Source organism: Marinomonas fungiae (assembly GCF_001418205.1).
In the GTDB taxonomy this organism is placed as follows: Bacteria; Pseudomonadota; Gammaproteobacteria; order Pseudomonadales; family Marinomonadaceae; genus Marinomonas; species Marinomonas fungiae.
The window spans coordinates 1-18,667 of the sequence record NZ_LIQF01000024.1 but is presented as its reverse complement, the minus strand read 5'-3'; the positions used below and the strand labels follow the sequence as shown (position 1 = coordinate 18,667).

The 18,667-nt window shown below is 42.5% G+C and carries 18 protein-coding genes and 5 pseudogenes; 13 read left to right on the top strand and 10 right to left on the bottom strand.

Translation table 11 applies throughout. The annotated features are described in order from the left end of the window. Positions 1 to 23: 23 nt before the first annotated feature. Positions 24 to 203 (bottom strand): annotated as a pseudogene (locus ASC49_RS19035) (IS5/IS1182 family transposase); the annotation flags it as partial. Between the two features lie 84 nt (positions 204 to 287). On the opposite strand from ASC49_RS19035, the pseudogene ASC49_RS20135 reads away from it, so the two are divergent. Both ASC49_RS20135 and ASC49_RS19025 read left to right on the top strand, forming a co-directional pair. Continuing rightward, positions 288 to 566, top strand: a pseudogene (locus ASC49_RS20135) (transposase); the annotation flags it as partial. Positions 567 to 935: 369 nt separating this feature from the next. Beyond that, positions 936 to 1,265 (top strand): hypothetical protein, encoded by a 330-nt coding sequence (locus tag ASC49_RS19025; protein WP_055464800.1) that lies wholly within the window; start codon positions 936 to 938, stop codon positions 1,263 to 1,265. A 193-nt stretch (positions 1,266 to 1,458) separates the two neighbouring features. On the opposite strand, the gene ASC49_RS19020 is transcribed toward ASC49_RS19025, so the two are convergent. Next, positions 1,459 to 3,198: an Eco57I restriction-modification methylase domain-containing protein gene (locus ASC49_RS19020; RefSeq protein WP_082443889.1), complete on the bottom strand. Its 1,740-nt coding sequence runs from the start codon at positions 3,196 to 3,198 to the stop codon at positions 1,459 to 1,461. 135 nt (positions 3,199 to 3,333) lie between these two features. On the opposite strand from ASC49_RS19020, the pseudogene ASC49_RS19015 reads away from it, so the two are divergent. From ASC49_RS19015 to tnpB (ASC49_RS20340), 7 genes and pseudogenes are all read left to right on the top strand, one after another. Continuing rightward, positions 3,334 to 4,005 (top strand): annotated as a pseudogene (locus ASC49_RS19015) (IS5 family transposase); the annotation flags it as partial. A 75-nt stretch (positions 4,006 to 4,080) separates the two neighbouring features. Beyond that, entirely contained in the window at positions 4,081 to 4,263 is a 183-nt protein-coding gene (tnpB, locus tag ASC49_RS19705) for an IS66 family insertion sequence element accessory protein TnpB (protein WP_072242196.1), read from the top strand. 71 nt (positions 4,264 to 4,334) lie between these two features. Further along, entirely contained in the window at positions 4,335 to 4,625 is a 291-nt protein-coding gene (gene tnpA, locus ASC49_RS19010; protein ID WP_055464799.1) for an IS66 family insertion sequence element accessory protein TnpA, read from the top strand. Then, positions 4,622 to 4,990, top strand: coding sequence for an IS66 family insertion sequence element accessory protein TnpB (tnpB, locus tag ASC49_RS19005; RefSeq protein WP_055464798.1), 369 nt, complete (start codon positions 4,622 to 4,624; stop codon positions 4,988 to 4,990). Before tnpA ends, tnpB (ASC49_RS19005) begins: the two co-directional genes overlap by 4 nt. A gap of 34 nt (positions 4,991 to 5,024) precedes the next feature. Then, positions 5,025 to 6,481 (top strand): annotated as a pseudogene (gene tnpC / locus ASC49_RS19000) (IS66 family transposase); the annotation flags it as partial. Between the two features lie 123 nt (positions 6,482 to 6,604). Continuing rightward, a pseudogene (locus tag ASC49_RS20130) lies at positions 6,605 to 6,736 on the top strand (transposase domain-containing protein); the annotation flags it as partial. A 37-nt stretch (positions 6,737 to 6,773) separates the two neighbouring features. Further along, positions 6,774 to 6,998 (top strand): IS66 family insertion sequence element accessory protein TnpB, encoded by a 225-nt coding sequence (gene tnpB, locus ASC49_RS20340; RefSeq protein ID WP_082443888.1) that lies wholly within the window; start codon positions 6,774 to 6,776, stop codon positions 6,996 to 6,998. Between the two features lie 456 nt (positions 6,999 to 7,454). Here the strand turns inward: tnpB (ASC49_RS20340) and ASC49_RS18995 are convergent, their stop codons facing one another. From ASC49_RS18995 to ASC49_RS20240, 3 genes are read right to left on the bottom strand one after another with little or no spacing between them, the layout of a single operon-like run. Then, a complete protein-coding gene (locus ASC49_RS18995; protein ID WP_055464797.1) occupies positions 7,455 to 8,669 on the bottom strand; it encodes an EAL and HDOD domain-containing protein in 1,215 nt (404 codons plus the stop codon). A gap of 18 nt (positions 8,670 to 8,687) precedes the next feature. Further along, positions 8,688 to 8,978, bottom strand: coding sequence for a hypothetical protein (locus ASC49_RS18990; protein ID WP_141656888.1), 291 nt, complete (start codon positions 8,976 to 8,978; stop codon positions 8,688 to 8,690). Further along, entirely contained in the window at positions 8,979 to 10,223 is a 1,245-nt protein-coding gene (locus ASC49_RS20240) for a methyl-accepting chemotaxis protein (RefSeq protein ID WP_162265224.1), read from the bottom strand. Positions 10,224 to 10,524: 301 nt separating this feature from the next. Here ASC49_RS20240 and ASC49_RS18975 point away from each other — a divergent pair. Further along, positions 10,525 to 11,660 (top strand): IS3 family transposase gene (locus ASC49_RS18975; RefSeq protein WP_407067178.1). Its coding sequence is split into 2 segments (ribosomal slippage): positions 10,525 to 10,759 and positions 10,759 to 11,660, totalling 1,137 coding nucleotides; the frame shifts between segments, so codons are not numbered across the junction. Between the two features lie 152 nt (positions 11,661 to 11,812). Here ASC49_RS18975 and ASC49_RS18970 read toward each other — a convergent pair. Next, the gene (locus ASC49_RS18970; protein ID WP_055464792.1) at positions 11,813 to 12,895 is read right to left on the bottom strand and encodes an AAA family ATPase; all 1,083 of its coding nucleotides are present in this window, start codon (positions 12,893 to 12,895) and stop codon (positions 11,813 to 11,815) included. A gap of 346 nt (positions 12,896 to 13,241) precedes the next feature. On the opposite strand from ASC49_RS18970, the gene ASC49_RS18965 reads away from it, so the two are divergent. Together ASC49_RS18965 and ASC49_RS18960 are read left to right on the top strand one after the other, a co-directional pair. Further along, positions 13,242 to 13,586, top strand: a complete 345-nt coding sequence (locus ASC49_RS18965) for a hypothetical protein (protein WP_055464791.1) — start codon at positions 13,242 to 13,244, stop codon at positions 13,584 to 13,586. A 609-nt stretch (positions 13,587 to 14,195) separates the two neighbouring features. Beyond that, the gene (locus ASC49_RS18960) at positions 14,196 to 15,179 is read left to right on the top strand and encodes an integrase domain-containing protein (protein WP_055464790.1); all 984 of its coding nucleotides are present in this window, start codon (positions 14,196 to 14,198) and stop codon (positions 15,177 to 15,179) included. 308 nt (positions 15,180 to 15,487) lie between these two features. Here ASC49_RS18960 and ASC49_RS18950 read toward each other — a convergent pair whose 3' ends face one another. From ASC49_RS18950 to ASC49_RS18940, 3 genes are all read right to left on the bottom strand, one after another. Continuing rightward, positions 15,488 to 15,919, bottom strand: coding sequence for a hypothetical protein (locus tag ASC49_RS18950; RefSeq protein ID WP_141656886.1), 432 nt, complete (start codon positions 15,917 to 15,919; stop codon positions 15,488 to 15,490). After that, positions 15,894 to 16,115, bottom strand: coding sequence for a hypothetical protein (locus ASC49_RS18945; protein ID WP_055464787.1), 222 nt, complete (start codon positions 16,113 to 16,115; stop codon positions 15,894 to 15,896). The genes ASC49_RS18950 and ASC49_RS18945 overlap by 26 nt, the downstream gene beginning before the upstream one ends. 386 nt (positions 16,116 to 16,501) lie before the next feature. Next, positions 16,502 to 17,377: a hypothetical protein gene (locus ASC49_RS18940; protein WP_055464786.1), complete on the bottom strand. Its 876-nt coding sequence runs from the start codon at positions 17,375 to 17,377 to the stop codon at positions 16,502 to 16,504. A gap of 558 nt (positions 17,378 to 17,935) precedes the next feature. On the opposite strand from ASC49_RS18940, the gene ASC49_RS18935 reads away from it, so the two are divergent. After that, the gene (locus tag ASC49_RS18935) at positions 17,936 to 18,301 is read left to right on the top strand and encodes a hypothetical protein (protein ID WP_055464785.1); all 366 of its coding nucleotides are present in this window, start codon (positions 17,936 to 17,938) and stop codon (positions 18,299 to 18,301) included. An 85-nt stretch (positions 18,302 to 18,386) separates the two neighbouring features. On the opposite strand, the gene ASC49_RS18930 is transcribed toward ASC49_RS18935, so the two are convergent. Continuing rightward, a partial coding sequence (locus ASC49_RS18930; protein WP_141656885.1) for a transposase occupies positions 18,387 to 18,667 on the bottom strand: 281 nt, incomplete at its 5' end.

The window sequence follows — 18,667 nt, the reverse complement described above, 5'->3', positions numbered from 1 at the left end:
GCACCAGGGTGGCATCAATGATCTGGCCACCACGGGCGATGAAGCCCTGCTTGGCGAGGCGCGATAGAGTCAACTTCAGCGGCCAGTGCAGAAAAATTGATGTACTGCTCGATCTCGGCCAAAGGATCGCCGATCCGGTCGATCTTTTCACGGTGATGTTCGCTGGCAAAGAGGTCGTTTTTGATCGCGCTACGCTTCTTCATGGTACTGAACTATCGGGTGTTAGTGGTTGCTCGATACTATCACAGGGTTACCGGTGCTGTGAGCGAGGTTTTTAGAGGTGCCCAAAGGATAGGAAAGTCGATTGGTTAGTGGCTGAGGTGCCTAGCAAGATACGCGCATGGAAAAAGCATCCCCGTCTCAACAAACAAATAATCCGAACGGAATACATTAAGGCGAGTATCAGAGCGAAAGTCGAGCACCCGTTTAGAATATTGAAATGCCAATTTGGTTTTCGCAAAGCCATCTACAAAGGTCTGTCTAAAAATGACAACAAACTTGCTGTGCTATTTGCACTTGGAAATTTGTTACGAGTAGATCAGATGATTCGTTCAGCACGGGGTTAATCCGCCTGAACGGTGAGTTGGGGCGCTCAAAGCACCGAAATAGCGAAAAAATCGCGATTAAACGACATGTTTGAAGTGAGGTTGGCGTACAGAACAAGTCAGCTGGTTAGGATAGGCCTTAGCCTTATGCGACATATCAACCATGTCGAGTAATTCAAGAGACTTGGCTCTAACGATGGAAGGCTTTAAACCTTTAAGCTTCACCGGTGCTAACATGACGTTGTCGAGCACCGACATATGTGAGAATAAATTAAAGTTTTGAAATACAAACCCTAGGTCTTAACACAGAAAATGAGCGATTACTGATAGCGACTTTAGGCTAGATCTGCATATACCATATTCACTTCTAATTCAACAAGAGGTGTTATTATGAATATCAGTGTTTTTACAAGTACACAGGAATCTATCCCAGCATTAGAACAAGCGTTGTCATCACTAGAATTAAGTACAAACCTAGTGGTCACGATTGAGCATGTGCTAGAGCAGCCTGCTGAGGGGCGCCACCTTACAGTATTTCACAGTAAAGATGACGCACACACTCCGTTTAGCCCATCTTCGCGCCGGGAGTTGCTATTAACCGGACAATGCTCAGCGCGCGAGATTCATCACGCCTTATCCCTAGCTTTCGCAGAGTTTGATTATGAAAATGAGTTATTTTCAGATAAAAACTGCATTGCATTAGAGATGGTCTCTCAATAATTGTCTTAATTATGGATTCCCCATATCTGAACCAGACATGGGGGATTTTTTACGACAAAGATTGAATAAATATGCAATTTCATCACCAGCGACTTTTTATAAATTTAATTTGCTACAAGATTGATAAAACTTATTCAGTCTAAGATTTTACCGAAAATGGCGTAAAGCCCCGCAGCTTGCTGTGCAAGGATTGTCAATTTCCATTGCCTCCTAAAACACGCTGCTCTTCCAAACTTAGTTCGTAGAGTTTAAATACCGCACGATTACAAGCTTCAACATCCCTAGCTGATGCCGCGTTCATTAGCTCTTCGCGTAGAGATTGGGAAACTGTCGCCCATTTAGGTATCCTTATTCGCCGCAGATACTGAGCTTGAAATCTTAAAAAGCCGCCTCGCATTTTAGTCGAGTAACTGGCAACAAATAGTCGAGCCACTGAAGACAACAACACAGCCTGAAGAGACCTTAGATCCCACTCCTCAGACACAATGTAGTACAGATTATGGTGTGGATAAAGCCACCCTTCTTCAAATACAACATGAGCCTCCCCTTTAATATCTGGTATCAGAAGTTTTGGCCTGGAGGCTAAACTAGGCGTTATTCTATCAATAGTCCGATACCATTTTTTAGGAGCCTTCTTTGCACAATGTCGTGCTGAAATTATAGGGCGTCGCTCTTCAAGGTACTGTTTCAGCTTTGGATATTTATCAAGGTCAACAAGAGTTCCGTTCTCAGTAAAAGGGTTGATTACCCCCATACCACACCAATTAACTTCACCGGATATGATATCTTTTGTCGTTACTATTGGAAGCTTTCGATCATTTTCTACACTTAGAGAGCCATATGATCCAATAAACGCCTTATCCGCTCCCGTTGCGACACCTATACCTACCTTGCAACCTGTCTCCTCTAGCAAGGGATAGCTTTCTTCCAAGCGCCGCAGTATTTCTATCTGATCAGAAGAATCTAGGAGCCAAGGCTCGTGCCCATTCATTACATTGGCAAGCTCTTTAATTTTGAACGTCTCACTATCCATGCAGTCTTGACTTAAAAGCACCTTAGAAAGACTCGACAACACAGACTCTTCAATTTCAGGGCTGTGGAAGACGCGTGTTTTACAGTTTTTATCTCGCGATATAAGCGTTATAGCTGGATAAGCGATAACGTCAGAATGAAAGGCTTTTGTATCAAACATATCAACATAAATCTTTAGGCTAAAGTTATCAGACACAAACTTACGCAACGGCCCCCCGTAACGGTTTTTCATCCATCGATCAGAGCATATAAAGCCTGAAACTCCAGCAGGCGAAAGTAGTGATAGAGAACGTTCTAAAAACGGTATATAGATGTCGGCTCTATCGTAAATTGTCTCGTATCTGCGACGATATTCTTCTAAAAGTGAAACAGGAATAAGCTCTTGACGTATGTATGGGGGATTTCCTAAAACGAAATCAAACTGCATGGGTAGGTCAACAAGTAAAAAGTCCCCATGTATCAGCCAATGTCTCACTAATTGAGAAGCTGTGCCCTCGTCTACATCACTACAGATTAGTTCATCCAAAATTAATTGAGATGTTTGAGTAAACGTCTGATGGTGAATCTCCACCGCAACAATGGTATCGCATAGATCCTTAAATAATGGAGGTGTATCATTTTCTTGATACCAAGAAGCAAGCATGCGACGTACAATTTCGAGCAAGAAGTCGCCATTGCCAAAAGAAGGCTCCAGTATACGTTTAGTATAAAGTTTATCAGCGGAGTGGAACCCCGACAAATCTAAAATAAAACGTACAACTTCGAGGCGTGTAAATACTGCTCCACGGGCTTCAATGCCAACATTCGATAAGACATCGGATAAAGTATTTACGTCTAACCCTCGATCAGAGCTGTCGTTTGATAAGTCAGAAAGTCCTAATTCTAAAGTTTGTTGATACATTAAATTCCTCTTTGTCGAAGGGGCACGCAAACTATTTTAGTAGATGAATTCCGCGTCCATTAGTCTATGGAACATGCGATTAAGTCGGTAACATGAGACAATCTTGCCGACTTAATCTGACTACGAATCCAGCCGATCATGAACCAGCTTTCCTTCGCCGACACCGAATTTACCAGCAAACGCCGCAAAACTCGCAAAGAACTCTTCCTTGGTAGAATGGATGAGTTGATTCCTTGGCAGCAGCTTGAAGACCAAATTGAACCCTTCTATCCAAAAGCAGGCAATGGTCGTCGCCCCTATCCTTTGTCTACCATGTTGCGTATTCATTTTATGCAGAACTGGTACTACATGGGGGACCCAGCCATGGAGGACGCGCTTTACGAGATTACCTCGATGCGGCTGTTTGCTGGGTTATCTTTAGAAGGCACAATACCTGATCACACCACTATTATGAATTTTAGGCATTTACTGGAAAAGTATAAGCTTGGACGTAAGCTCTTTAAAGAAGTCCACAAATGGCTATCAAATTCGGGGATTTACTTTAAAGAAGGTACCATCGTTGACGCGACGATTATTGAAGCCGCTAGCTCGACCAAAAATAAAGTCAAATCACGTGACCCAGAAATGCATCAGACCAAGAAAGGAAATCAATGGTTCTTTGGGTTGAAGGCACATATTGGAGTCGATGCTAAACGTGGCTTGGTACACAGTTTTACCACCACTTCTGCCAGTGAACATGATCTAAACCAAATCACTGAACTCATGCATGGCGATGAGACGTTTGTCTCACCCGACTCAGGCTATCGTGTAAGCGTCCGGTAATCCACTCATTCACTCGTTAATTCAATCGCACTAACCTCTCCATTTTTACGGAGATAAATCATGATTGGGGTTTCTGAGTCCTTGCCTGTCATATTGATATGCGGTACGACCCATATGCGTAAATCTATTGATGGGTTGTGTACCATCGTAGTCTATGAATTGGAGCAGGAACCTTGCTCTGATTGCCTGTTTGTTTTCTGTGGACGCACTCGTAACCGCCTCAAAATTCGTAAGCGTCACTAAATCAGCCTCTAGTTTTCGCGCTTAACCCCGCCCAAACTGTGTTTCGTCTATTCATCCACGGAGCACACAATATGAATGCAAACTCAGCGTTAAACCAAGCTTGGGCAGACCATATCGAAAAGTGGCGAGCCTCTGGCCTGTCCATCAAAGCCTTCTGCGAACAAGAAGGCTTAGTGTACCACCAGTTTAGCTATTGGCGGCAGAAGTTTTCGCCATCCACTAACTCGACAACGGGATCGAAATTAGTACCGGTATCACTGGCAACGCCTTTTATGCCTTCTAGCAATCTAGAAATCTTGCTCCCCAATGGGATGATCATACGTGGCGTCTCGTTGGTGTCCCATCTGGTAGCGGCTTTATGAAACCTCGTTATCTGCGCCCTGCATTGAATTTACCCCAGATCTTTTTGTATCGAGACCCGGTGGATTTTAGAAAGCAGGCCCATGGACTGGCGGTGCTGATCGAGCAAGAGCTAGGGCACAATCCTTTTTCCGGAGCCTTGTACGCGTTTACTAATCGGCATCGCAATAAGATCAAGTGCGTGATGTGGGAAGACAATGGCTTCGTGCTCTATTACAAGGGTTTAGCAGAAGAAAAGTTTAAGTGGCTTAAAGCCTCAGAGGAATTGGTATCTCTCACCGGTGAGCAAATTAATTGGCTGTTAGAAGGCTACGATCTTAGCCTAATGCAAGGCCATAAAACCTTGCATTATGAGGCACTCTGTTGAGGATTTATGTGGTGATTTTTGCTAACATATCGCCTTGAAAATTGCCCCCAAGTCTCACTCCAAAAAGCCGGATTACAGTCAGCTGTCACAAGCTGAACTAGTGTCTTTGCTGTTGCAAAGAGACGTATCCTTAGCTGAACGTGATGCTGGCCTCAAACAGCGCGATGCTTATATCGAGCGTCTCGAAGAGATCATCCGTCTGCAAAAAGTCCAACGCTTCGCCGCCAGAGTGAGAAGCAGCCGTTTCAGATCACCCTGTTTGATGAGGCGGAACTGGAAAACGCGATTGATGATCTGATTAATGAGATTCCAGAAGACTCATTGAGCCCAGAGCTAGCGCAAACCAAGCTAAGTCGTCAGCGTCAACGAGGCTTCTCGACCTCATTAAACCGAATCCGTCGTGAGATCTGCCTGAGTGACGACGAGAAAGCAGGAGCAACAAAAACCTTCTTCACTAAGGTGAAAGAAGAACTGGAGTTTATCCCGGCTCGGCTTAACGTGATCGAGATCTGGCAAGATAAAGCGGTGTTCGAATCCTCAACTGGCGAACAAATCATCGCGGCAAAGCGGCCAACTCATCCGCTGGGTAAGTGTGTTGCCACCACCTCCCTGTTGGCTTACGTCATCACGTCAAAATATGCCGATGGCTTACCCCTTTATCTCTTAGATGGCATGTTAGCGCGTCTTGGTTACGAAATGAGGCGCAACAATATGGCGAATTGGATTATCCGTCTCGATGATGTGTTCAAACCCTTGATTAACCTGATGCGGGAGCAACAAAACCTCGGTCGCTACATCCAAGCGGATGAGACTCGCATCCAGGTGTTGAAAGAAACCGGTAAAACCGCTCAGAGTGATAAGTGGATGTGGGTAACGCGGGGTGGGCCACCGGATAAACCTTCCGTCTTGTTTGACTATGGCCCGACCCGAGCGGGTCACGTTCCCGCACGTCTATTGGACGGGTTTAGTGGCGTGTTACAAGTTGACGGCTACAGTGGCTACGGCAAGGTCTGCCGAGAGCTTGATATCGCTCGTATTGGGTGTTGGGACAATGCGCGGCGCAAGTTTGTTGAAGCCGCACGCGGTGCGGCTCCTCAGAAAGGAAAAAGCAACAAGGCCACACCATCGAAAGTGGATGTGGCCGTCGGTAAGATCGGCAAGCTCTATGCCATCGAAAGAAAAATTGAAAACTTAAGCAAGTCGGAAAAGTACACCGTGCGCCAAGAGCTGGCGTTACCACTGCTAGAAGACTTCAAAGCGTGGCTGGAAACCAACCTGACAAAGGTTCCGAAAGACTCACCGATCTTTAAAGCCATCCAATATAGCCTTAACCAGTGGGAATCTCTGATCGCTTACTGTGACTATGGCTTCGTCCATATCAGTAATGCCTTAGCCGAGAATGCCATCCGCCCGTTCGCGGTAGGCAGACGCAACTGGCTATTTGCTGATTCGTCACGTGGAGCGAACGCCAGTGCCACTTGCTATTCATTGCGTCAAATAGTTCAGGCCAGTTGTACTTGCGATAGGTTGTCATGGTTTGCACCTTGGTTAAAAGAAGCAAAAGGCTACCTGTTTGATGGGGCTATTGGGAGATGGGATTCGATTGGCGCTTACATAGAAACCGCCAAAGCTAATGGCCTAGAACCATCGAGTTACATCCAACACGTACTCGACCACATCGCCGACGCGGATACTTTAGAAAAACTCGAAGCGCTATTACCCTGGAACAGGGCGAAAGCAGGCTAGATTAGCAGGCCAAGACAAACCATTTTAGAGGGCTAATATAAGATCGCTTACCAAAATTCTACAATGGTCAGCCAATGGTTTTTGGTTGCACTATAGGCGTTTGGAAAAAGGGACCTTTAAGTGGCCTGGGATCGAAGATGACGAGCTGTCTCTTACCATTTCAACACGCCAGTTACACTGGGAGCTTAAGCTATCCATAGCTCTCTGCCTTAAAGGTACCAGTGTTTGGTTGCATCACCTGAATGTCAGAAAGCTGTTTTAAAAAAAAGCTCAAGGTGTGGATGGCCGGACGCTTACCCTGTTTCGAATACTCAAATGCCAATTTGGCTTCCGAAAAGTAGTCTATAAAGGATTATCAAAAAATGACAAACAAGCTCGCGGTGTTGTTTGCACTGGGAAACATACGGCGAGTGGATCAGATGATAAGATCTGCACGGGGTTAATCCGTCTGGATGACGGTAGTTGGAGCTTTAAAGGCTTCAACTAGAGGATAAGACACACTAGAAACTGAGGTTTTGAGCAAATTGAAAAGCAAATCAAGCCAGTAGTGATTTCGTACTAACTAGCTGACTTAATCGCACGTTCCCTAAAATCAAAACTTTCATTTTAGCAAACGAGTTACACATTAAAGTAATGTTTGGTTAATCCACTATGGCTAATTTTTCAACTATTAGCTACTCCCATTGCAGCTAAATGGTTATAGTAAGATGGCTGATTTTTAGCCATCTCCTTTCATCCCAGTCAATATACTCAAAGCCCAGCTACGACTTTCTAGGTAAAACGAATTAAGCATCTCTACAGTTTTCTCGCTTGCCAAGTTAAGTTTCGCATTTTCAAAAGAAATTACGATGGTCAATATTCTACCTATTTTTCCCTCATGAAATAATAAAGCGTTATATAACTTATCGCTTAACGGTAGCTGATCGCAGATTTCTTTAAGGCTTTGGTCTAACATTAAATCTGATAAAGAAAGTAACCCCACCAAGAAAGCTTCCTCTGCTTCGACTTTGAAGTGCCGCTCCGCTAAAATTCGACACATAGAAGCCCTAGTGAGTACTTTTGGTAACAATAGCATCTTACAAGGATGATCGTTTGCTAATACGAGAGTACTAACTAGAGTCCGCAGCTTTTGTATTCCTAGCAACGTAACAGCCTGATGCAAAGTATGAACAGTATTCACACGCTTGTAATAGGCAGAATTAATCATCTTAAGTAGACGCAGCACCAATTGAGGTTCTTGAACTAAAAGGGACTCTACTATTTCGAAATCCACATCTTCTTTATAGAGCTCTTTTAAAATTTCTAATCGGACTTTAGCATTACTACTACGCTTTACCGATGTTGCACTTTTTACCTCAGCCTTTGCATAAAAGTAACCTTGAAATAAGCTAAAACCCAACCTTTTACAATCTTCAAAAACTTCAAGATCTTCTACTTTTTCTGCAAGAAGAGTTAAGCCCTTAGAAAGATAGTAATCAATCTCACCCTCACTTTGATAAGTCAGCATATCAATTTTCACAATGTCTGCTATCTCTAAAAGAGGCTCAGTATCCGCACAAAGCTCAAAATCATCCAGCGCAATTTGATAACCCAAAAACTTTACATGTTTTAATGCTTCAATTACCTCATAGTCTCCCTTGACACTTTCCAAAACTTCTAGAACTACTCTATCAGGGTAAGGAGGAAGTAACTCTGGATTTAGAATCCATTCTCTAGGTGCATTAAAAAAAAGCTTTCTATTTCCGCATAATTTTTCTATCCCGGTTTCATAAAATGCAGCATTACATACTCTTGCCGTGGCAACTAGATCATCATCAATTTGAGCATAAGGTGCCATTGACGTTGATCGGTATAATAATTCATCGGCAACATGAATCATTTCACGGTCACATATTGGCTGTAAAGCTACACAATAAGATGGAGACTTTGGCATAAAAACTAAACCCTAAAACTAGTAATCAACAAATTTATTAATGCATGCCATATCTAGAACGTCTCGACAATATTGATTAACACCTTTAAATTCAATAACAGAGGCTGTTCTTGAATTAAGAAGATAAAATAAACTTACGAAAAAATTATCAATACCTTCTACATTATCAAAATAAAATTCAATTTTATTAGCATTAAGATTTTTAATATTTTCAAGCGGATAATCATCAAATCTATTAACCCAACCAAACATCTTTACCTTGATCAAGTCATCACAAATCTCAATATAACTCATTCCATCAATACTCACTTAAATATCAGATGTCAACTTACTAAAGTCATTAACCATACTTGAAAGCTCAATAAGATTATTAGATGCTTCATTTATAGCTCTATCTGATAAATCAGCGTGAGATTTAGTGAGTGAAACATTATGCACAAGATCTTTTATAAGGCCTGAGTTAATGTTAATAACGGTCGTTATCTCGTCAGATTTTTCACTGGTTTTCAGCGCAAGTTTCCTAACTTCATCGGCAACAACAGCAAAACCTCTTCCATGTTGCCCTGCTCGAGCTGCTTCTATTGCTGCATTAAGAGAAAGAAGATTTGTTTGAGACATAACTTCTTGTATTGAATCAACTATAGATTCAATTTTTTTAGCTTGCTCTAGAAGAGACTCAGATATTCGTTCAACCTTAAGCATCTCCGAAGACACTTCTAATGATGCTTTCCTTGCATCAGTTAGTTTTTGTGCACTTTCTTCAGAAAGAGTATTACTCTTATCAGCTGTTATAATAGCAACTTCTTTTATTTTCGCTGAATTTTCAACATGAGCAGAAACGTCCAGAGCAAATTTAACCACTCTATAAACCTTGCCATTACTGTCATATACAGGGCTATAAGATGCATCCAGCCAAACATTATTTCCTTGTTTTGATTTCCTAAGAAATCGACCTTTCTGACTTACTCCCTGTGATAGCTGTTTCCAAAAATCAGGATTCGCCTTATAAAAGCCGTCTTCGCAGAATATTTTATGATGTTTATTGACTATTTCTTCTCTTTCATAGCCCATAACTTTCAAAAAGTTATCATTCGCATCAATTACTGTTCCAGAAGGGGTAAACTTGATAACAGCCATATTAGCATTTAAAGATCGAATTAGTGCTTCGTTTTCCTTTATCTCATCCATGCTGCTAGTTACATCTGACGCCAGCTTAACTATATTAATGACTTCTCCACTTTCATTTTCAATAGGAAAATATGATGATTCAAGCCAGACTCTGTTCCCATACTTTTCTATTCTAGCAAAAGTGCCTTTTTTAAACCCTCCAGATCTTAGTGACTCCCAAAACTCGATATAATCTTGACTTTCAGAATAATTCTTATCACAAAACCCTGAATGATGTTGACCTAGAGCTTCTCGCTCACCAATGTTCATCAATTTTAAAAAGTTTTGGTTTGCATCAACAACGTAACCTTTAATATCAAAAACAACGTAGCACAGCCACTTCCTTTGAGCTTTAATGATTGAAGATAGTTTCTTATTACGTTCCATTAGCGAAACAATCTCAATGTCACTCTTAGTATTTTTGCCTATCCTAAACAAAACAATCATCCTACAACATCATCTGAATAATTTAATCATAATGTAACACTGTCGAGTAAAAATAAAACAGATAAACCTAATATATTTGTTAAAAAACAACCAATTAACATTAAATATAGGTCTAATGTACGATCTAGGTAAAATTACGTAAAAGAATGTAACGGCATTATTATCTACAAAAAAAGAGTGAATCGACCAGACTTCTCTAGACACTTTATTGATATACAATTAAGTGTTCTTAGGAGGAGCAATGAATCAACGATTTACTGAAGAATTTAAGATCCAAGCTGTAAAGCAAGTGACTGAACAGGGTTACTCTTTTGCAAGTGTGTCGGATCGTTTAGGTATGTCCACTCATAGCCTGTATGTTTGGATTAAAAAGTATGGCCCTCAAGCAAGTCACCACCAAGATGTCTCTGATCAAGAAGCTCGTATTCGTCAGCTTGAGAAAGAGCTAAAACGGGTCACTCAAGAAAGGGATATCCTAAAGGAAGCCACCGTATTTTTCGCGGAAGAGTCAAAGAAAAATACGCGTTCATAAAATCTCGGCTCGATCGTTTTCCTGCCCGACTTATGTGCCAAACGTTAAAGATTCAGCGCAGTGGATTCTATGCCTGGCTCAAGCAACCTAAAACAGCAAGGGCTGTTGAAGACGACAGGCTTATTGGGCTGATTAAGCATTCTTGGCTTGAAAGTGGTTGTGTATACGGCTATCGAAAAATTCACTGTGACCTCAAAGATCTGGGTGAGATTTGTAGCAGACACCGTGTAGCAAAGTTAATGAAACGTGAGGGGCTTAAGGCTCAAGTTGGCTATGGGAAACGCCCTGGAAAGTACGGCGGAAAGCCTGCGCATGTTGCGCAAAATATTTTAGATCGCTCGTTCTCTCCGGAAGCTCCAAATCAATCGTGGGTCACTGACATTACGTATATTAAGACACATGAAGGTTGGCTGTATCTTGCCGTTGTTTTGGATCTTTACTCACGAGCAGTGGTCGGTTGGTCAATGAGTTCTAGATTGGAAAGTGAGCTCGTTACTCAAGCGCTGCTCTCAGCTGTCTGGCGTCGCAAGCCTAAAAGCACTGTACTGATTCACTCAGATCAGGGTAGTCAGTTCACGGGATACGAATGGCAAAGTTTTTTAGAAAAACACAACTTGCAGCCCAGTATGAGTCGTCGTGAAAACTGTCATGACAATGCTGTTGCAGAAAGCTTTTTCCAGCTGCTTAAACGCGAAAGGGTAAAACGAAAAATCTACGTATCACGAGAGGAAGCAAGAGCTGACATATTCGATTACATAGAGATGTTTTATAACGCTACACGTAAGCATAGCCATGCTGCTAACATGCCACCTCTGGTTTACGAAAAGCTAGGGAATTATAAGTAAGAGATGGTCTAGTAAAGTCTGGTCGATTCAGTTGTAAGACTGTATGCATTTTGTATTACTTTTATATGTAAGTCTTGCGTCATATGCGCAATGCCCCCCCGATAAAAGCACTGTTTAGCATCAAGCTGCTCAATCTTATCGCACTTAAAGTGCTAGATTTCTTCATACGAGCCCTGAGAATTATTCTCCTTATGGGCTGAATACTCCTGAGAATACGCTTTCTGATCAAAAATCAACTTGGACTTTTCTCCGCGTGAAAAAACCTTTTTAAACTCCATCATCTTAAACAATTCCTTAAACCTCGATTCGGTCATTTTAAGTGATTTAGCAAGAGAAGCCTCATTTTTTAGGTTAGTAAAATTTACAGACCCGTTCGCAGCCTGGATCTCCCTGAAGACATCTACAATTCGACTAACTTCATTTATCTCGCCCCCTTCTTTCTCCTTCATAATAGACTCGCCTCGCACTAAGCACCCAGTCAACGGATCAGGAAATAGCTGGATTGAGCTTTCTTTTGAATAGTTCGACTTTATCACCGAAAGTGAATAATAACTCGCATGTTCACTTAAGGTTGCAACCCACCGTAGAGAATTAACAAAAGCACTGCTGCCTCTTGGAGCGTTCTTACTATTGCTGGACTGCTTGTTGTTATGATGAATTAGCATAACCATAGCCCCTGTTTCTGTGTGAAAAACTCTTAATTTTTCAAGAGCCTTAGTTGTACTTGTTCTATTGTTTTCATCAAAGTCAGAAATTGCGGAATAAGTGTCAATCACTATAAGCCGTAGGTCAGTGAGCGTTTTCGCGTAAGAAAGAAGGTCTTCGTAGGTTTGCGTCACTCTTATCCCATGCTCAGTATCGTAAAATAACGAACAGTTTCCGGCTTTTAATTCAATTGGTTTGAAGTGACTTCGAAGACCGGAATAGTCATAGCTCTGTGAAGATTTCTTCACAATTGAGTCGAAACGGCGATGGAGCTCCTCGCCCTCTTCTTCAGCACTGATATACATAACCGTTCCTGGTGAAGATACCTTCATGCCTAAAAACTCATCGCACCCAGCTACGGCACAGCATAGTTTCATAATTACAAAACTTTTCCCAACTCCCCCCTGTCCAGTGATCGCAGCGATCGGAACCATAGGTAGAAAATCTTGAAGTAAAAAATGCTGCTCTGGAGCTAGCTCATTTAGCATGTGTGAAACGTCTAGTAGCTTAAACGTGCTGTAAGCTTTCATAAAAAGTAAGTCCTCATAGAATGTTTTTGTTTTGAGGGCTTACAATAAAATTGTTCAATCAATATGTATCGCTGGCTAATTCGGCAAAAACTGCAATTACCCGCCTTCTAACACCGATCTTCGCCTAATTGAGGTAAAAGTCGATTTACGCGATGTTGTATTACTGCACTGGTAGGGAATATCTACTTGTATTAAAGGGGGGGGGCGGGGACGGTATATATACCGTCCCCGCCCCCCCCCTTTAATACATACCCATTATTTAACTGAAATCCCTTTCCAGATATGACTTGCTGCTCTTCGTTTTTAAGTTAAAACATTCTGTGAAAATAGAATCAGTGGCCACGTTATGAAAAGATCCCCTTACCAAGAAGTATCTGCTCTGTTACGAGTTTACAACCTACTGACAGAAATTGATGAACAGCACATGGATGGTAGATCAATGTTTCATTTCAACAAGACAACTCGCCAGTATCTGGAAAACTCACATAAAGCTCATAACGGGCCAGTAGCCACTGCGCCAGAGATATTGACCATAGAACAACTGGCAAATGTTCACCATACCGGTCAGCATCTTCTAGCGATATATGCATACATGATTAGTGAGCTGTCTGCACAAAAACTTGAAATGGATCTCTTGGAGAGGCGGTTTATCGAGTCTGTGCTGGAAAAGTACACTCAGTGTACTTCTTAGGTATTTTGCCAAACTTGTCTAGCTTTCGAACTAGTAAAAAATGTACTGAGTGTACTTTTAGAATACCTGCAGGTACCAGAGTTAAGTCTATAAAAATAAAAGAAACTTTCGATTGACTGAAGCTCAAACAGATTAAATAATAATCACACATTCACTCATTAGAGTGGCTTCTTAGCTAGAGAGGCATGAAAAAAATAGCGTTCAAATTTCCTTCTAACCGCCCTTCGGGGCTTTTAAAAATTTTCTCTTTGCAAAAAGAGATACTTCTACAAAAACCTTATCTATCAATGCCCATTGGCAAAACTTGGAACTACAAGGCGAACTAAAACCCTAGTTCACTCCCGCGTCACCGTGAGCAAGCCTTAAATAGGACTCAAAAAAACACTTCTCTCTGTCTGGTCACGACAACGACCTACCCGCCCAACTATCTTACAGAGATGTCATGAGGTTACTGCACCTCAAAATCACTCCAACTGACCCTAATAGGGTTCTCACGCTGACTGATGCGATTTGGGGCCTAGAGTGATGCATATGACCCCCAGCCCTAGAAAAGCATCAGGATCATATGCAAATGCAGTTTCTATTATATATTGAGCATGAAGAGTTGAGATGAGAGTCACCTATAACAAACAGGTATTCGAGAGAAACGTTAAACAACGAAATTTTGGCTTTGGTAAGCAGCCTAGCTTTGCAACAGCTATGGTGCTTAGAGCTGCGTTCGGCAATGGGAATTACCAGACACGTCACACGCACCAGCAGCGATTTAAAAACTTCATTGCTTTTTGTCACGACACTCACTCAGTGACAGATATGCGTGAGGTAACACCCTCAGTCATCAGTCACTACGTAAACACTCTGAGCATCGGTGTCGAGCATGGACAATATAAAATTTCATATGCTCAAAATCTGTTATCTACGGTAAACGTGGTAATGGAGTGTTTTCGAGGAGACAAGAAACTATTTTTATCTCCATCAAAAACTCTGGGCAGACGCTCCTACATTAGAACCCGCGATCCACGTTGCACCTTTCTGCAACTGAAAGCGGTTATCGCTGAAGCAAAACCGCTTGGATTAGAGCGCGTAGCTGCGGTTGCAGCATTAGCGTACAGCTTTGGAATGCGTTTCAGAGAAGCAGCTTTAGCCGATTTGGAACGTTTAAAAAAAGAAGCTCAATCAGGCTGCGTGACAATACTAGAGGGCTGTAAAGGAGGAAGAATGTCTGAAGATAGACAAATTGACATGGAAGAGGAGCAGCAATTTGCGTTGGCTTACGCCCTGTCTGTCAAACCACTCCATTCTAAAAACTTGCTTGCTCTAGATGAACGCTACATTGATTTCAGACAACGAGATGCCCGTAAATTAAGACCAATTCTAAAAAAGCATGGCATTCGACATTTTCACGAGCTTCGCGCTGCGCGGCTAGTATGGATTTATGAGTCAGAAGCAGGGACATTACCACCATTCTTAGGAGGAGCACCATCCAAGAAAGCTGACAAGCTAGGTAGACAAAAAACTTCTATTGCAGCTGGACATGGATCGCAACGTCCGGGGGTGAGTTACGTTGGAGGCAAACGTTGTGATGAGAGAAATTGAGAAACGAATAAAATTTAACAACTCGTCAGAAATAACGCGGAAACGGCACCTAAATCGTATTGAATTTCTTCTGAGCAATCTAACGTCCAGATTCGGCTCTAAACATTCTGAGCAAATCCAGCTGAAGCATTTACGCTGGTGTATCGACGTTCTACTACAAGATAAATCCGAGTCCACTAAACGGGATTACATTCGCTCACTGAAGATCCTAATACAAGCTCTAGGCCGCGATCACTGGTTAGGACACTTGGGGCTCTCAGCCCACAAAAAACATGGTGGACGCCCATCGAAAATCCGCATCGCGCACACTAGAAATCGTCACTAAATGGATCTGAAGAGAACATGTCATTTCCCATATCAGATATATCATCAAAATCCATCGAAGCTGAATCGGTATTCCATACATTCCCCCCTGCATCAATAAAACCATCGCCTGGGAGCCCTGTAACAGGGTTCACCTGCATCATAGAATCAGCCCCATCAAAAAAGTCATCAGAGCAGCTTAGCTCTTCAAAGCCACTCTCTATCCCTAGCTCTTCTACAGATGATGTAAACATCGTATTTTCAATGTCCGACTCGTCACTCAACAGCTCCGATTCACTCGATAGTGAATCATGGAGAGTAACCCACTCGCCCTCTTCATTCTGCACCCGAGTAATATAGCCATCCGAAACAGACGAGCTCCGTTTAAACAACCAGCCAAGACTAAACATGTCAAAACCACTCAGCGCTTGAGTCACAAAGCTGAGCAAATTCCAGACGTTGCTCCCCCTTGCCAGTATCTAACTTTGGTGCTTCGAGCTGTAAGCGTAGAAAATCAGTTTTTTGACCACTTTTAGAACGAATACAAACAACTACTTCCGCTTCAAAAAAGTCTTCACAACTCTCAGCTAGATCCAAAATGTCTTCAGCTTTTTCACGTACTTGCATCATCATAATCGCCACCCTCTAATATAAAAAAATTTGCGCACTCCCTCAATGGAGGCGGAGAGTATTAGACTCCCCTATTTAAGTAGTGCGCTGCAAGCGTTATAGGTCACCACTTGCTGGACCAAATGCTTTTACCCGCACTTAGGGCTGCATATATCTTTACAGTACATGAAGTCTAATGAGCTGCAACAGCCCGCATCTTAGTTAAGTTCAACTTTTTTCCCTTTCCAAGGTAGCAATGGCTGTTGTGGTTTAGCTTGTCCGCGGTTCACATATACATCTGTTTGGTAAGGGATGTTTTTATATTAATAATACCGTAGGTATATAATTACTCTGGCTCAACGTTGAGCCACCCGAGTGGCTCATGTGTGCGCCATATTCTTTTCAAGAATTTAAGGTAACCACTTCCAGTTTGTAGGCATTGAGACTGGCTCGCTCCAAAGCCCCTCTCTCAACATTTTCAAAGCAATATTTTTCGCGTAGCTAGGATGAAAGCCTGCTAGCTCACCATTAGTAATGGCCCATAAAATTTGATTTGAGATTTTTTCAATGGACTTGGAATCCACTTTCTTACTAATTTCTTTACAGAGCTTATCAACAAAATAACTTGATACCTCATTGGCATGGCCATTAAAGGCCTCACATATCTTAGCCGCAGTGCTTGAACCATTGAACTCATGAGTATATGGCTCGTAAACAGGCTCAAGTAGATCATAGTCATCCCCGTTATAAGTCTCAGATACCTCTACTTCACCAATCAAACTTTCACTACAAGCATTGCGTTCTTCCACTTCAAGCGTCGATCCTTCAAGGTTCTGAACAGCCCTTTCATTCGCAATTTTGGTTTCCCTAGTTGGCTTCTTAGAAATGACATTTTTAACTGTGTTCAAAGGTACTTTCTTGCGGTCCGGAGCCGCTAATAGCTCAGCCTCGTATTCTTTTGGGATCAACACCTCAGTAATGCTAACCTCATTCCGCATGGAATTGTGCTCACATCGTCCCTGCTCTTCACGCTCTATAAGCCCTAGGTCAACAAGATACTTATTAGCTCGCTTTACAGTAGCCATACTAATTGACAGTTTCTGGGCCACTAAGGAGATGGACTGTTTCGATTTCCAATCGCCATTTACCTGGCCTTCCTGCCAATACAGCAAAAAAATATTCATGCGATTTTCTGTCATTTTATCCAGTCTAGATAAGAGGTATAGAAGTGGTAATGGGATGTTCACATAATGTTTGTTGTCTGATAAAGCGCTTCGAATATCCATAGGTACACCTTTAAAAAGTTTAGTTTTAAATGGGCATCGTATCCTAAGTCGTTCGAGATGAAAGAGGCTAAAGGGTATTAAAATAATGCTATTTAGATGGAGACTAGAGTGGCTTTTAACTTATCGAGCACGCAAAAAAAAAAACGCCTCAGAGTTGAGACGTTTTTATTTAATGACTAGTGAATTAAAGCCCCCCGAAAGGGTAATGTAACTATCAAAAGCAGGTAATGCTCTTCTCGTTGCCGTTATTCCTCGCCCGCTAGGGTGAGGTTATTAATTCACTAGCCGAACTGAGCAAAACAACTTGCGTTCAACTCATAAGGTCATACTAGCAAAGCGTCTTGAAGCTGCAACCCCATCAAAACAATAATTTTTTGATTGTTTCACCTCCGTCAAGGTGTAAGAACTAAACAAGTGGAAATACCACAACATAGCTGCGGCGTATTCACATAGATCAGCAACAAAGATCAACTCTTTATGTATACGTTCTTGCAGTGTCATGAAGTGATGAGATGATTAGCAGGCAATGTAAGATTTGATTCCAAGAGGGAAATAATATTGAAAAAGCTCATTTTTACATCAGTTGCAGCTGTAGCACTAACCGCATCGCAATTTAGTCACGCCTTTTCAGCGATTCAAAAGGGACGAGATATCGTTCAACAATGCCGATATGTTGACACTAACCTGCAACAGACATTCGCTCAATTTGGCTCATTACAAACACCTTCAAAGAGTGAATTCAATGAGGCTATGGGCATTATGGCCGACACCTCGATGTGTATGGGATTTTTCCTAGGTGCCATAGGAACATACGAATCTGCATTTTTAGAAGGCCATGCTTTTCCGTATTCAGGGCGCCTCGAAAAACCCTGCTGCTCGTCGCCTGAACAGCTAAACTGCCCGGAACAGCTGTTTTCGACTTGATATCATGCCGGTCTCAGGGTCAGTGGCACCGGCTGCGGTCGTCTCTCAGTGTGCCCATCAGGCACATTGAGCCGCCACCAACGACTCAAAATGCCTTAATCCCGGCCCGCTGGAAGTACACCAACCGCTTCAGGTTGTAGCAGGCGGCCATCATTGTCATCGCAAAGTTGGCCCTCGCCTGGCCCACTGTGCGGATCAACTTGCCCCCCATCTGATCGATGCTGGCGAACACATGCTCGACGCGGGCACGGGTTTTGGCGATCCGCTTATTGCGACGTTGTTGGCACTCCGATAACGGTTTCTGGCGGTGGCCTTTGCGCTGAATATGGTTGCGGTAGCCGTGCTCTTTCAGCCAGGCTTCCCGCT

Excerpts from the sequence above, each read along its gene's own strand:
- ASC49_RS18945 (WP_055464787.1), bottom strand. The coding sequence starts at position 16,115 with ATGATGATGCAAGTACGTGAAAAAGCTGAAGACATTTTGGATCTAGCT.
- ASC49_RS18960 (WP_055464790.1), top strand. The coding sequence starts at position 14,196 with ATGAGAGTCACCTATAACAAACAGGTATTCGAGAGAAACGTTAAACAA.
- ASC49_RS19020 (WP_082443889.1), bottom strand. The coding sequence starts at position 3,198 with ATGTATCAACAAACTTTAGAATTAGGACTTTCTGACTTATCAAACGAC.
- ASC49_RS18965 (WP_055464791.1), top strand. The coding sequence starts at position 13,242 with ATGAAAAGATCCCCTTACCAAGAAGTATCTGCTCTGTTACGAGTTTAC.
- ASC49_RS19025 (WP_055464800.1), top strand. The coding sequence starts at position 936 with ATGAATATCAGTGTTTTTACAAGTACACAGGAATCTATCCCAGCATTA.
- tnpB (WP_072242196.1), top strand. The coding sequence starts at position 4,081 with ATGATTGGGGTTTCTGAGTCCTTGCCTGTCATATTGATATGCGGTACG.
- ASC49_RS20240 (WP_162265224.1), bottom strand. The coding sequence starts at position 10,223 with ATGGAACGTAATAAGAAACTATCTTCAATCATTAAAGCTCAAAGGAAG.
- ASC49_RS18940 (WP_055464786.1), bottom strand. The coding sequence starts at position 17,377 with ATGGATATTCGAAGCGCTTTATCAGACAACAAACATTATGTGAACATC.
- tnpA (WP_055464799.1), top strand. The coding sequence starts at position 4,335 with ATGAATGCAAACTCAGCGTTAAACCAAGCTTGGGCAGACCATATCGAA.
- tnpB (WP_055464798.1), top strand. The coding sequence starts at position 4,622 with ATGAAACCTCGTTATCTGCGCCCTGCATTGAATTTACCCCAGATCTTT.
- ASC49_RS18995 (WP_055464797.1), bottom strand. The coding sequence starts at position 8,669 with ATGCCAAAGTCTCCATCTTATTGTGTAGCTTTACAGCCAATATGTGAC.
- ASC49_RS18970 (WP_055464792.1), bottom strand. The coding sequence starts at position 12,895 with ATGAAAGCTTACAGCACGTTTAAGCTACTAGACGTTTCACACATGCTA.